The 14,187-nt window shown below is 31.3% G+C and carries 16 protein-coding genes and 1 tRNA gene; 15 read left to right on the plus strand and 2 right to left on the minus strand.

Annotation, left to right across the window (positions count from 1 at the left end):
• Nucleotides 1–4: 4 nt before the first annotated feature.
• A complete protein-coding gene (locus KTC92_RS12775) occupies nucleotides 5–1,159 on the minus strand; it encodes an aminotransferase class V-fold PLP-dependent enzyme (protein WP_220286215.1) in 1,155 nt (384 codons plus the stop codon).
• Between the two features lie 327 nt (nucleotides 1,160–1,486).
• On the opposite strand from KTC92_RS12775, the gene KTC92_RS12780 reads away from it, so the two are divergent.
• The 15 genes from KTC92_RS12780 (at nucleotide 1,487) to KTC92_RS12850 (ending at nucleotide 12,937) form a co-directional block, all read left to right on the plus strand.
• On the plus strand, nucleotides 1,487–1,738 hold the full coding sequence (locus KTC92_RS12780) for a DUF3343 domain-containing protein (RefSeq protein WP_216302172.1): 252 nt from the start codon (nucleotides 1,487–1,489) through the stop codon (nucleotides 1,736–1,738).
• Nucleotides 1,739–1,766: 28 nt separating this feature from the next.
• Nucleotides 1,767–2,003: a DUF951 domain-containing protein gene (locus KTC92_RS12785; protein WP_216302171.1), complete on the plus strand. Its 237-nt coding sequence runs from the start codon at nucleotides 1,767–1,769 to the stop codon at nucleotides 2,001–2,003.
• A gap of 96 nt (nucleotides 2,004–2,099) precedes the next feature.
• The gene (rpsF, locus tag KTC92_RS12790; RefSeq protein WP_165411835.1) at nucleotides 2,100–2,387 is read left to right on the plus strand and encodes a 30S ribosomal protein S6; all 288 of its coding nucleotides are present in this window, start codon (nucleotides 2,100–2,102) and stop codon (nucleotides 2,385–2,387) included.
• A gap of 11 nt (nucleotides 2,388–2,398) precedes the next feature.
• Nucleotides 2,399–2,839, plus strand: a complete 441-nt coding sequence (locus tag KTC92_RS12795) for a single-stranded DNA-binding protein (protein WP_165411834.1) — start codon at nucleotides 2,399–2,401, stop codon at nucleotides 2,837–2,839.
• Between the two features lie 25 nt (nucleotides 2,840–2,864).
• Nucleotides 2,865–3,128: a 30S ribosomal protein S18 gene (gene rpsR / locus KTC92_RS12800; protein WP_165411833.1), complete on the plus strand. Its 264-nt coding sequence runs from the start codon at nucleotides 2,865–2,867 to the stop codon at nucleotides 3,126–3,128.
• A 278-nt stretch (nucleotides 3,129–3,406) separates the two neighbouring features.
• Nucleotides 3,407–3,721, plus strand: a complete 315-nt coding sequence (locus KTC92_RS12805) for a MazG-like family protein (RefSeq protein WP_216302170.1) — start codon at nucleotides 3,407–3,409, stop codon at nucleotides 3,719–3,721.
• Between the two features lie 15 nt (nucleotides 3,722–3,736).
• On the plus strand, nucleotides 3,737–4,744 hold the full coding sequence (locus tag KTC92_RS12810; RefSeq protein ID WP_220286216.1) for a DUF2232 domain-containing protein: 1,008 nt from the start codon (nucleotides 3,737–3,739) through the stop codon (nucleotides 4,742–4,744).
• 13 nt (nucleotides 4,745–4,757) lie between these two features.
• Nucleotides 4,758–6,749 (plus strand): DHH family phosphoesterase, encoded by a 1,992-nt coding sequence (locus tag KTC92_RS12815; protein ID WP_220286217.1) that lies wholly within the window; start codon nucleotides 4,758–4,760, stop codon nucleotides 6,747–6,749.
• Nucleotides 6,749–7,192, plus strand: coding sequence for a 50S ribosomal protein L9 (gene rplI / locus KTC92_RS12820; RefSeq protein WP_216302167.1), 444 nt, complete (start codon nucleotides 6,749–6,751; stop codon nucleotides 7,190–7,192). The genes KTC92_RS12815 and rplI overlap by 1 nt, the downstream gene beginning before the upstream one ends.
• A gap of 70 nt (nucleotides 7,193–7,262) precedes the next feature.
• Nucleotides 7,263–9,167: a Lon family ATP-dependent protease gene (gene lonC / locus KTC92_RS12825; protein ID WP_216302166.1), complete on the plus strand. Its 1,905-nt coding sequence runs from the start codon at nucleotides 7,263–7,265 to the stop codon at nucleotides 9,165–9,167.
• Between the two features lie 91 nt (nucleotides 9,168–9,258).
• Entirely contained in the window at nucleotides 9,259–10,590 is a 1,332-nt protein-coding gene (locus tag KTC92_RS12830; protein WP_216302165.1) for a replicative DNA helicase, read from the plus strand.
• A gap of 345 nt (nucleotides 10,591–10,935) precedes the next feature.
• The gene (locus tag KTC92_RS12835) at nucleotides 10,936–11,991 is read left to right on the plus strand and encodes a ParM/StbA family protein (protein ID WP_216302164.1); all 1,056 of its coding nucleotides are present in this window, start codon (nucleotides 10,936–10,938) and stop codon (nucleotides 11,989–11,991) included.
• Nucleotides 11,992–11,993: 2 nt separating this feature from the next.
• Nucleotides 11,994–12,371 carry a hypothetical protein gene (locus tag KTC92_RS12840; RefSeq protein WP_216302163.1) on the plus strand — a complete coding sequence of 126 codons (378 nt, stop codon included), beginning with the start codon at nucleotides 11,994–11,996 and terminating at the stop codon, nucleotides 12,369–12,371.
• Nucleotides 12,372–12,515: 144 nt separating this feature from the next.
• On the plus strand, nucleotides 12,516–12,842 hold the full coding sequence (locus tag KTC92_RS12845; protein WP_216302162.1) for a TM2 domain-containing protein: 327 nt from the start codon (nucleotides 12,516–12,518) through the stop codon (nucleotides 12,840–12,842).
• Between the two features lie 19 nt (nucleotides 12,843–12,861).
• Nucleotides 12,862–12,937, plus strand: a tRNA-Thr gene (locus KTC92_RS12850).
• Between the two features lie 595 nt (nucleotides 12,938–13,532).
• Here KTC92_RS12850 and KTC92_RS12855 read toward each other — a convergent pair.
• Nucleotides 13,533–13,691, minus strand: coding sequence for a CopG family transcriptional regulator (locus KTC92_RS12855; RefSeq protein WP_165411823.1), 159 nt, complete (start codon nucleotides 13,689–13,691; stop codon nucleotides 13,533–13,535).
• Nucleotides 13,692–14,187: the final 496 nt, after the last annotated feature.

Consider the following 14,187-nt stretch of genomic DNA (forward strand, 5'->3'; position numbering starts at 1 on the left):
AAAATCACACCTTTCTAATAATAGTATTGAGGGCGTTAAGGGTATAATCGATGTCTTTAATATCATTAAAAGGGCCAATGCCAAATCTTAAAGTACCAGATGGATATGTTCCAATGTTTTTATGAGCTAGTGGCGCACAGTGAAGTCCAGTTCTTGTTGTAATTCCATATTCACTATCTAGAATAAACCCTAACTCGGAATTGTCAATTTTTGTTGAATTAACAGAGATAGTAGCGGTTCTTTTAGAACTATCGGTGAGACCATAGACATTAACAGAGGATATATTTAGAAGCCCCTCTATAAAATTTTTGCACAAATATTCTTCGCGTTCGCGAATAGAGTCTAAACCCTGGTCATTAATAAAATTAATACCTTCTAAAAGGCCAGCTATACCTGGAGCATTTAGGGTCCCGCTTTCAAATTTATCAGGCAAAAAATCTGGTTGAACAATACTAGATGAAAGACTACCAGTCCCACCCTCTATAAATGCAGAGCATCTTTCATTTAAATTATCATCAATTAAAAATCCACCGGTACCTTGAGGTCCTAGTAAACTTTTATGACCTGTAAAAGCTAGGGCATTACAATTTAATTTATAGAAATCTATTGGTAATATTCCTGCAGTTGGCGCAGTATCTATAACAAAATAAATGCCCTTTTCTTTACATATTCTACCAATAGATTCTAAAGGCTGAATACTTCCAATAATGTTAGAAGCATGTGAGAGAACCACCAATTTTGTATTAGGTTTAAGTGTATTTACAAAATCGTCTACATTAATTAAGCCTTCTTTTGAGCAAGGGACAATGCCTAATTCTATAACGCCTTTTTCGCAAAGGGAGTTTAATGGTCTTAAAGTAGCGTTATGATCCATTGAAGAAGTTATTACATGCCAGCCTTTTTGGCATGTAGATTTTATAAGTATATTTAAAGAAGTGGTAATATTTGATGTAAAAATCACATTCTCAACTTTATCAAAGTGAAAAAAATCCATTAAAGCATACCTACAATTTAAAATAACTCTATTTCCGGCAAGTGAAGTTGTAGATACACCCCTTCCCGGGTTTGAACCTATATTCATCATATAATTCATCATTGAATTATACACTGCGGGTGGTTTAGGAAAGGTAGTGGCTGCATTATCTAAATATATTTTCATGATTTCCTCCAATATTACACAATGATTTATTAGTATATTCTATAAAAAATATAGAGGCTATTAATATTATGTATAACAAGTTAAATTTTGTTTTCATACAATTAAGACTATAAATAGTTTATAATAAAATTAGATAAATAATAAAATACACTTTTTATAAGAATATTTTAGGAATTAGAATTTTAAGTTCTCATTATGAAATAATATACAATGTTGCATTATAAATACAAAATTTTAAATTAATATATTATACAATATTATAATCTAAAGTTATGTAAATGTATATGAAGTGATTAATATTATGGCATGGAAGTAGGGTGAAAAACATTGAATAAATATTATATAGTAACATTTCAAAATACACATGAAGCCATGAAAGCGGAAAGAGAAGCACTGCGACAACAGGTTAAGGTAGTAGTTGTTCCTACGCCTACATATATAACTAAAAGTTGTGGGATTAGTTTAAAAATAGAGGATGAGAATATTCGAAGTATAATTGAGCTAATTAAGTTAGAAAAGATAAAGGTAAAAGAAATTTTTGTACGAGATAAGGAAAGTGTAAAAGTTATGACAATATAGTAAAAATAAATTAAAGGTGGGATGTTTAATGAAGGTGTTCAATTTAGGAGATATTGTTGAAATGAAAAAAACTCACCCTTGTGGCAGCAAGAATTGGGAAATCATTAGGTTAGGTGCGGATATAAAAATAAAATGTTTAGGTTGCGCTCGGATAGTAATGCTTCCAAGAATAAAATTTGATTTGGGTGTAAAGAAAATTATAAAAGAAAATGTACTAAATAAAGAAAAAGGGATTACTAAAGAAAAAGCACCTATAAAAAAATAATTACTTGATTAATGCATAATTAAATGATATAATCTATTATTGTAATCCCTGCCGTGCAATGCATGGCCGTTAGTCCGAGGGGAGGAGGTGAAATTAATGAGAAAATATGAAACTATATTCATATTACATCCTTCATTAGACGAAGAAGCTGTTAAAGCTAACGTTGAAAAATTTAAAGGTGTAATAGAAAATAATGGTGGAGAAATTGAAAATGTTGATGCGTGGGGCAAAAGAAAACTAGCTTATGAAATACAAAAAGTTGGTGAAGGTCACTATACATTAATCAATTTCAATGCAAAACCTGAATTACCGAAAGAATTAGATAGAGTATTCAGAATTACTGACAGTGTTATAAGACATATCATAATAAATCCAGAAAAATAGGTGGTGCATTTATGAATAAAGTTGTTTTAGTTGGTAGATTAACAAAAGACCCTGAGTTAAAGTTTGCTCAAGGGACAGGAACAGCTGTAGCCACTTTCACTGTAGCCGTCAATAGAAGATTTAAAAGAGAAGGTCAACCAGAAGCAGACTTTATACCAGTAGTGGTATTTGGAAAGCAAGCGGAAGCTACTGCTAATTACATGAGTAAAGGCAAGCTTTTAAGCGTATCTGGAAACATTCAAACTAGAAATTATGAGGCTAAAGATGGTACTAGGAGATATGTTACTGAAGTAATTGCTGATGAAGTTGACTTCCTTGAATGGGGAGGAAATAAAACATCAGGTACGAATACTAATCAAGGTGGAAATAATAGCGAATCAAATGCTGGATCTCATGGTTTTAGCAGTGATAGTGATATAACACCAATTGATGATGGAGATATTCCATTCTAATATTAGGTAAGGAGGAAAAACAACAATGGCTATGAACGAACATAAAAGAAGCGGCGGCGGTGCTGGCGGAAACAGAAAGAGAATGAAAAGAAAAGTTTGTGCTTTCTGTATGGATAAAGCAACTGCAATCGACTATAAAGATATAAATAAATTGAGAAAATATGTTACAGAAAGAGGAAAGATTCTTCCAAGAAGAATTTCTGGAAACTGTGCAAAACATCAAAGGATGCTTACTGTATCTATAAAAAGAGCAAGAAACATAGCATTATTACCATTTACTACTGAATAGTAAATGACTGAAAGCAGCGCCTTAAGGTAGCTGCTTTTATTTTTTTACAAATAAAAATAAATATTATACTCAATAATCAAAATATAAATATAAAAGTATATATTATGCAGTACGATTTGTAGTATACTTGTAGTTGTAACCCATAAAATGTAAACATAGAAAATATTAGATATTAAACTGCAAATTGTCTATATAGAAATAAACTTTAGTTGCATAAATTTAGAAAACTAACTAAAATGGAGTTATAAGCATAAGCCTACAAGGGGAGATGATATACTATGAAGAAACAAGATTTTAATATAATGTCTAATGTTAAGATAGTTGAAAGTTTGAAGGCTGAGCTATTATGTATAATAGGTGATTTCTTCAAGTTGCTAAGTAAAGGAAGCAATGTTGCTCAAGACGCCATACTAGATTGCATTTCGGGGGCAATAATACTTTTATATATATTAGGCGAAAGGCTCGGATATTCAAATGTAGCCGTGGATGAGAGTATGAAAAAGAAACTAAAGGTGGGAATAGTTGAAGGAGATAATATAGAAAAAGATGGAAAAGATCTAAGCAAACTATATTCGCATATAAAGGAACGATAAGTAATGGAGGAAAAAATGGAGAATAAAAAGTATAGTACAAAGGCAATTGTAGAGGCTTCACTTATAGCGGTTATAATTTCAGTAACAATGATTATAACAGGATATTTGCCGATTATGTCATTTATAGGTGCTTTAATATTGCCAATTCCGGTTGCAATACTCTATATAAGGCATAATAGAAAAATAACAATCACTGCTATATTTTTGAGTATAGTTCTAACATCCTTAGTGTATAATCCAATAATGGCGATATATTCAGCTATAACTTATAGCATTGTTGGAATTGCGCTTGGTTATTGTGTTAAGAAAAATAAAAAGTCATCTATAACGTTATTATTTTTAGGTATTAGTTCTGTAATATCTAATATACTAACCATAGCTTTTTCTATGGCATTTATAGAAAAAGTAAGTTTTATGAATTTTATTTCCAAAAACTTAGAATTTTTTAAGCAAAATATGAAGGTATCCTTGGATCAATTAAAAATGGTTTATTTACAACAAGGAATAACTCCAAAGCAGTTGAAACTTTTAAATGAAAACTTTGAAATGATAAACAAAATGGATGTTACGATAGTTTTGGTAGTAATACCTGCAATTATTTTAATAACTTCATTTATATCAGCTTATTTGAATTACATAGTGTCTAGATCCATATTAGAGAAGCTAAACTACAAAATGGATAAAGTATTACCTTTCAGCAAAGTTTACGTTACTAACATACTAGGAGCTGTATTAATAGGTATAGTATGTATAGGCATAATACTTTCATCAAAAAAAATAGCAGGTGGGGATTTTATACTAAATTCCTCCCAATTACTTGTGCAAATTGTATTTATGATAAATGGACTTGCGGCAGCTACATATTTTCTAAGAGTTAAAAAAAAATTATCTAAACCAGTAGTAGCACTAATTTTAGTGTTAACATCATTTTCGCGTCTAGGTAGTATTTACTTTTCAATAGGACTCATGGAGATGGCTTTTGATTTTAGAAAGCTCGATCCATATAGAATTAAAAGAAAATAATTGGGGGCTGATTATGGAGAATAAATACAATTATTTTAGTGTTAATAATAAAATATATATGGTGACCATGGCCCTACTCATATGTATAATATTTTATTACGGACACCTTGAAGTGGGAATTTTAACACTGGGACTATACGCGATACTAGTAGTGTATAATATCTACAACTCTAAGGTTAAAAAAAATGAGTGGAAAAAATTCATTGAAAATTTTTCATCTAAACTGGATATAGCAACCACAAGCACCTTAGTAAAACTTCCTTTTCCACTAATAATAATAGGGTATGTGGGAAATATATTATGGTATAATCAAAGTGTAACTACAATGCTTGAAGGGGAAGATCTTTTAAATAAAAATATTAGAGATATAATTAAGGAACTAAATCTAAAGCAAGTTTTAGAGGGTAAAAAGAATATATTTCCAAATATTAAAATAAAAGATAAATGGTATGAAATCTACACAAATATTGTTGATACAAACGAGAATAAAAATGTTAAAGATAAGATTATGCTTTTATATTTTTATGATATAACGGAAAAAACCAGTGTAATAAAAGGCATTAACGGTAATAGGGAAAGCGTTATGCTAGTGGAAGTTGATAACCTTGATGATGTTGTTAAAACTACAGAAGAAGATAAGGCGCCTTTACTTGTAGCAGAGATTGAGAGAACAATAAACAGCTATGGACAGAGTGTAAATGCGGTGGTAAAAAAGTATACATCGAATAAATATGTTATTATAGTCCAAGATAAGTATATTGAAAAAGAAATAGAAAAGAAATTTGATATACTAGATAGTGTTCGCGAAATAAGTAATGGTAATAAACTCGCAGTTACTTTAAGTGTGGGCGTTGGTAGGGGAGAAGATACACCACTTAAAAACTATGAATTTGCTACATCAGCTAAGGAACTTGCCTTAGGCAGGGGTGGTGATCAAGCAGTTGTGAAAAAAGGTGAAAAATTATCTTTCTTTGGGGGGAAAACAAAGGAAGTTGAGAAAAGGACTAAGGTTCGCGCAAGAGTTATAGCTCATGCATTAATGGATTTAGTAAATGAGAGTAACACAATTTTCCTTATGGGACACAAAAATGCTGATCCTGATTGTCTAGGCTCGGCTATAGGTCTATATAGTATTATTAAAAAAACAAACAAAGAATGCTATATTATTCTCGAAGGAATAAATAGCGGTATAAAAAGCATGATGGATATAATACTTGCAGATGAAGAATACAAAAATACTTTTATAACAAGTGAAAAATTTAAAAGTGTTAAAAATTCAAATAGCCTAATCATATTAGTGGATGTGCACAATGAAAGTCATGTTCAAAATTTAGAAATAGTTAAAGAGGTAGAAAAAGTAGTTATAATTGACCATCATAGAAAGTCACAAGATTTTATACAAGGGGCAGTCCTGAGTTATATGGAAACTTACGCATCATCTACTGCTGAATTAGTTACTGAGATGATTCAATATATGGTTGACAAGCCTAAACTTAAACATATAGAAGCGGTAAGTCTTTTGGCAGGAATATGTGTGGATACAAAAAATTTCTCTTTTAAAACGGGAGTTAGGACATTTGAAGCAGCAGCTTTTCTAAGGCGTCATGGTGCAGATACTATGGATGTTAAAAAAATGTTTTCTGATGATTTGAGTATTTATTTGAAAAGAGCTGATATTATAAGATCAGCGAAAGTTAAAAATGAAATTGCTGTAGCCGTTTGTCCAGAACTAATAGAGGATACTGTATTAGCTGCCCAAGTTGCGGATGAACTTCTAAATATTACTGGTATCGAAGCGTCGTTTGTTATTGTAAAGACAGGAGATGAAGTATTTATTAGTGGAAGGTCTCTTGGGAAAATAAATGTACAGTTAATACTCGAGACATTAGGGGGAGGCGGACATATGACTATGGCTGGTACGAAATTTACTTCACTGAAACTTGAAGAAGTAGTGGTGAAATTAAATGAAGCTATAGATGAATATTTAAAGGAGGGCGAAAAATAATGAAGGTTATATTATTAAAGGATATTAAAGGCACAGGTAAAAAGGGCGACGTGATAAACGCTGCAGATGGATATGCGAGGAATTTTTTATTTCCTAGGCAATTAGCTAAAGAGGCTACAGACTCAAATATGCACATATTAAATAAAAAAAATGATATTGAAAGAAAAAAGAAAACATCTGAAATTGAGGATGCACAGAAATCAGCTAATGAACTTAAAGATAAAGTTATAAAAATAATTGGTAAAGCTGGAGAGAATGGAAAACTTTTTGGTGCGATTACAACTAAAGATATAGCAATAGCGTTAAATAAACAATGCAATTTAGATATTGATAAAAAGAAAATAGTAACAGATACAATAAAATTATTAGGAACTTATGAAGTAGAAATTAAAATATATCCAGAAATATCTACTAAGATAAAAGTTCTTGTTTGTGAGGAATAATTATATAAACCGAAGGGAGGAAACGCTTTAGTAAATAAATGATAATCATATTTATTAAAGCGGATTACGTTTGAAGACATTATTAGTTAATCAAATTGGAGAACAGGTTGAAAGAGATGCATTACCTCTGGACACACAAATAGACGTTTTATATGAAATAATGAGGAATGTACTAGATGAAGGCACTATAAAGTCTAAAACTATAAAATTTAAACTTCAGAAGCACATTAAAAGTGAAAGTATCTATAGAAGGTTATTCGCTTTAAATAAAATTATCAGCAATGGTAAGGGTATAGAGATAGTGCCTAATGAAAAAAATATACAAGAAGCACTAGATGATACTAATGAATGGTTGACTGATGAAATAGCTAAAAGATATGTGCAAAATAAGATTGAAGCTGAAGTAGAAAAAAATCTAATGGAAAAGCAAGATAAGTATATTGATGAAGTAAGACTTGGAATAATTAAGAAACAAAAAGGGCCTGAAAATGCTAAAACACTTAAAAAATATGCGGATTTAGAAGAACTTGATAGTAGAAAACTTACTAAAAATATACAAGCTATGTTAAGGCCAGAGAGTTTTAGTGAAATAGTTGGTCAGGAAAGAGCTATAAAATCTCTGTTATCTAAAATGGCATCGCCATATCCTCAACACATTATTCTTTATGGGCCACCAGGAGTTGGAAAGACTACTGCGGCGAGGCTTGCTCTTGAGGAAGCTAAAAAGCTAAGTTATACAATTTACCATAAAGATGCTAAATTTGTAGAAGTGGATGGTACAACACTACGGTGGGATCCAAGAGAAATAACAAATCCACTTTTAGGATCTGTACATGACCCGATATATCAGGGAAGTAAAAGAGATCTAGCTGAGGGTGGGATTCCAGAGCCAAAAACAGGTCTTGTAACAGAGGCTCATGGCGGAGTACTATTTATTGATGAAATAGGTGAACTCGATAGTATACTTCAAAATAAATTACTTAAAGTGTTAGAGGATAAAAGAGTTGAGTTTTCATCATCTTATTATGATCCTGAAGACGAAAACACACCTAAATATATAAAATATTTATTTGATAAAGGTGCTCCAGCAGATTTTGTTTTAATAGGAGCTACTACCAAGGAACCATCAGAAATAAATCCGGCATTAAGATCAAGATGTACTGAAGTTTATTTTGAACCATTAACTGCTATGGATATAGAAAATATAGTGGTAAATGCTGCGAATAAATTAGGAGTTAAAATAGGAGATGGCGTTGCGAAAACTATTGGTAGATATACTATTGAAGGAAGAAAAGCTATAAACATTTTAGCAGATGCTTATGGATTTGTACTGCATAATAGAAAATCAGTGGATGCGTCTCAAGTTGAAATTGAGGTTAAGGACTTGTTAGATATTATATCTATAAGTAGACTATCTCCCTATGAGGAATTAGATAAAGAAGTTAAATCTGAAGTTGGCCACATATATGGACTTGGGGTATCAGGATATATAGGATCAACTATAGAAATAGAAACATCAGTATTTGAAGCCAAGGAAAAAGGTAAAGGTCAAGTAAGATTTAATGATACTGCTGGAAGCATGGCTAAGGACTCAGTGTTTAATGCTGCATCCGTAATAAGAAAAACAACAAATAAAGATATTAAGGATTATGACATACATGTAAATATAGTAGGTGGAGGTAAAATTGATGGACCATCGGCTGGAGCCGCTATAACTGTATGTATAATCAGTTCTCTTTTAGACAAACCTGTAAGACAGGATGTTGCAGTAACTGGAGAGATATCCCTTCGGGGTATCATAAAACCAGTAGGTGGCATATTTGAAAAAATTTACGGGGCAAGAAGAAAGGGAATTAAGCTAGTTATAGTTCCGAGTGATAATGAAAAGGAAGTTCCTATTGACCTTAAAGATATTGAAATAAAAACATCATCAAACATTGAAGAGCTAATGAAATTAGTGTTTGAAATAAAATAAATTAACTATAATTAATGGCCCTGTTAAATCATCACCTGCGGTGATGTATTTTTAGCAGGGCATAAAACATTACTTTAGGGGAGATAAAAAAATGGATACACCTCTTAGAAGTTTACCCTATAATTTAGAAGCAGAACAATCAGTTATTGGATCAATGCTTATAGATAAAACCGCGATATCACGAGTAGTAGAAGTTTTAAAAAGTGATGATTTTTACAGAGATTCCCATAAAGGTATATTTAGCGCTATTTTTGATTTATATCAAAAAGACACGCCTATTGACATGATTACTTTACTCGAGCATTTACGTTCTTCTGAAAAGTTAGAAGCATCAGGGGGAATTACTTATATTTCAGAGATAAGTAACTCAATACCCTCCACAGCTAATTTAAGTTCGTACATAAAGATTGTAGAAGATAAATCTACTTTAAGAAAACTTATTAGAGCTTCTACTGAGATTATGGAAAATTGTTATAATAAGCAAGATGATGTAGAAGCTGTAATGGATCTTGCAGAGCAAAAAGTATTTAACATATCACAGAAAAAAAATGCGGGTGACTTTGAACCAATGAACACGGTTCTAGAGCGAGGGTTCTTAGAAATAGAAAGAATATTTAATAATAAAGGGGAAACAACAGGAATATCTAGTGGGTTCCCAGAACTTGATGATAAAACCGCTGGATTTCAAAAGGGTGATATGATTCTTATCGCTGCAAGGCCGTCTATGGGCAAAACTACCTTTGCACTAAATTTAGCAGAGTATGCAGCTCTTAGGCAAGGGAAAAGTGTAGCTGTATTCTCCCTGGAAATGTCTAAGGAACAACTTTCTTATAAACTGCTTTGTTCAGAAGCAAATGTTGACATGTCAAAGCTCAGACATGGTGATTTGGAAGATAGGGACTGGGAAAACATAGCGAAAGCATCCGGACCGCTTGCTGCTGCTAAAATATTCATTGATGATACAGCAGGAACTTCTGTTATGGATATGCGTTCAAAATGTAGAAAATTAAAAATGGAGCATGGCATAGATCTGATAGTTATAGATTATCTTCAACTTATGACTGGTAGCAATACAGAAAGCAGACAGCAAGAAGTATCAGAAATATCAAGATCTATTAAAGCTCTTGCAAAGGAGATGCAGTGCCCTGTTATAGCATTATCACAGCTATCACGTGCTCCAGAGCAAAGAACTGACCATAGGCCTATGTTATCTGATCTTAGAGAGTCAGGGTCTATTGAGCAGGATGCTGACCTTGTTATGTTCTTATACAGAGATGAGTATTATAATGAGGAAACGGAAGATAAAAATGTAGCAGAGCTTATAATAGCAAAACAAAGAAATGGTCCTATAGGCACAGTAAAACTTGCATGGATAGGCCAATTCAGTAAATTTGCAAGACTTGATGTAATTCATAGAGAGTAAGAATACACTAAAGTAGATTTATCTATTAATCTAGATAAATTATGATAGGATAACAAAATTTATAAAATTTTGTTATCCTATTTTTATTTATGTATATATAGTGTGGGAGACGTTGATATGAATAGTGAGCTATTAAGGACATTTCTTTAATGTAGATATATATATGTTTACATTTGTAGATATATAAATATATATATCTATATATTTACAAGTATGTAGATAAACATCTATAAATAGGTTAATAAATATATTTATAAATATTTCATTACAAAAGAAGGATATTAATACATAATATAGAATATATACCGATAAGGAACAATTAGAAAAATTTAGGAGGGAAAATAAATGAACTTAACAGAGATATCAAAAAAATATCCTATATTAAAGAAAGCGTTAGAATCTGTACTAACTGTTGACATAGGAAATACATTTACAAAAACAAGTACCAATGTAACTTTTGCTAGTAGGGTGTCTGCCGTAAGCAAGCATGGTTCTAGGGCTACTGGAATAAGTAACATCACTTGGAATGGAAAGTTATACACCGTAGGTAATAAAGAAGGCAAGCTTAACATGGAATCTAACAAATACATGTCCGATCATTATAAGTTAAACCTGCTTAACGCTATTGCACTAAGTTTTAAGGGGGAAACTAAAATAAAGGTAAGACTCGCTGTGGGACTTCCCGCAGAATATTATATAGACCATAGTATTCCACTTAAAAATGAAATAAAGAAGATGGAAAAACAATCTATAACAATAAATAATATAACATATGATATAGAAATAATAGATGTACAAGTATTTAAACAAGGAGGTACATTAAGTGCTGAAACCATGGAAACATTTACTTATCCAATGTTATTACTTGACTTTGGTGGTGGTACTTTAGATGTATCTCATTGGAAATATGAGAAAGATGAATTTGGTAACAAGGTGCTTGGGATGACTAAGGCTAGTAGTTTTGCACAACATGGGTTTGAGCCAACAATAGAAGCATTACTCACTAAGTTCAACTCTGCTGACGGATCTGATGGTAATTATGATATATCAGATGCTATCGAATATTTAGAAGATGACGAACTACCTTTTGGGGAAGCAAATGTATTAAAAGACATTAAAGATTTAGTATTAAAACCATATGTGGAGAAAGCAATAAGTTCAATTAATAGCTCTTTTAAACCAAATACTTGTAAAGATATAAGAATAATAGGTGGACCTGCAAAGTTACTACTAGAATATTTACAAACAGAGTTCATAAAAACTGAGCCAAAGCTCATAGATAATAAAAACCCTCAATGTGCAAATTCTATACTGTTCGCTGAAAGATATAAAGAATTGCTAGTACTTGAATACTTAGATGGAAATAAAGAAGTTGCTGCAACTACAGTAGCAGGTCAATAATTATGGGAGCACTCCGTAAAACTGTATCATCAAATCTAGGAGAGGAAACAGATAAAGACTTAATTAATTATGTGAGCAATATGGAGAAGAAAGGTATTAATAATTCTAAACTTATAAAGCAGGCTCTGAGATTTTACAGGGACTACGGCAACAAAGTTAAGAAGCTAGATACAGTAGATATTGCAAATATTTTAGATAACCCTGAAGTTAAAAATTATATAGGTAATATAGTTGGAGAGCTTTTTAAAGGTGCTATGCCAAATTCAATTCCACAAATTAACGATGAAGTTATTGTCAAAAAATCAAATGAGAGGGATATAGATTCTGTTGAAAGTGAGTATATGAAAAAACTTAATTGTGTGAAAGATATGTCGTTATAGCTTGGAGTGGCGTTTTCGTCACTCCTTTTTACTTTAAGAATCATAATTATTTTAAAAACACTTAGCCCATACATATAGTAAAATGATACCATATATGATAAAATGTAAGAAAGGCATTCAAAATAAGCTAAAAAGGGTGATCTAATGTTCTGTCCTAGTTGTGGATCTCAAAACGAAGATAGCTCTAATTTTTGTAAAATATGTGGGATTAATTTATTAATTCAACCTAATACGACTGGTGAACGGATTATTAGTGAAAAAAACTGGTTAGTTGCTTTATTGCTGTGTATTTTTGTTGGGGCATTTGGTATTCATAGATTTTATGTAGGTAAAATAGGTACGGGAATTTTAATGATTTTAACCTTTGGTGGTTTTGGAATATGGGTGTTAGTTGATATTATTTTGATTGCTACTAATTCATTTAAAGATATAAATGGGTTGCAACTAAATAAAAACATGTATAGGTATTAGTTTAAATTGTTTTGTATATGCTGAAATAGCTCAGTTGGTAGAGTAACGCACTCGTAACGCGTAGGTCGAGGGTTCGATCCCCTTTTTCAGCTCCAAGTTTGTAATATGGAAACAAATATTTTTTAGCACTGGCATAACTGCTGGTGCTTTTTTGTACGTTCAGCAGAGCAAAAGTAGACAGACGGTGAGTTATAAAGTGGCATAGTATGAATAGAAATATAGTAAAACGTAGCTTGGGGGTAGAGAAATCTATCTCCAGGCTTTTATATTTAACGGATTGATTAATATTACATATATTGGGTAATAATACTGATAGACAGAACAAATAAGAGGAAACAATCGTGTTTTATTAGCACTAGAAGTGTAATTATATATAAGGTGAGGTTGAATATAAATGAAAAAGATAAAAGTGAAAGTTGGAGTAGATAAAAGTAAATTAATAAAAGGTAACAAACGAATTGTTGCTTGTGGCAAGAACTTTTAACGATATTTCAGAAGAAAATTCTCATATTCCCATAAATGGGAGTTGATTACCATGACAAAGAGAAAACTTCAGCGGGAGTATAAATTTACTTCTGAAGTCGTTAATGCAGCTCCTTCGGAGCTGTTGAAGCACCGAGGATTATAATTTAAAAGGATAGTAAAAAAGTAGTTGAGAGTTATATCTTAACTACTTTTTTAGTGTAGCATTTATTTCAGAATACTTTCAAGGAGGAGTCTTATTCCTTCACTTTTATTTATATTACTTGCCTTGCAAAAACTTTTTAGGGCATTTGATAGTTCTTCACTTATTCTCACATGAATCAATTCACTTTTAGAATTTTCAATTTTCTTTCTTCCTCTGGGCATAATTATCACCTCGCAAGATTCGTGTTACATAAAATAAGCTCATAGATGCTAAATAGAATGTTGTAACACAATAATAATTATAATACATTTTAACAAATATTACCACGTAATTGAATTGAGAAATATAAAGATTATTTGTATAATTATATCCTCGTTTTATTTGATTTAATAAGTGGAATACAGGTAAAAGTCATGAAAATCAGTGGTTTTTTATAAATTATATGTATATAAAAAATTATTACTTTCTGTTACAATGGTATTGTACAAAAAAAAGGAAAAATTTGTGACATTGGTATTAGTCTTAAATTAAAGGGGAAGATTGATGTAAAAATATGAATAGTACTAGTTATAATAAGTAGACAAGCTAAATTCTCAAAATATTTCCTGGAAAATATTGCAGAGACTAAAAATGCAAGTAAAACTCTAGGAGAAAAAAATAAAACATTTACATTAGAAATAATTTACATATTTCGATAATTCATATTCATTTAAAATA

The sequence above is a fragment of the Clostridium sp. CM027 genome, from assembly GCF_024730565.1.
In the GTDB taxonomy this organism is placed as follows: Bacteria; Bacillota; Clostridia; order Clostridiales; family Clostridiaceae; genus Clostridium_AD; species Clostridium_AD estertheticum_B.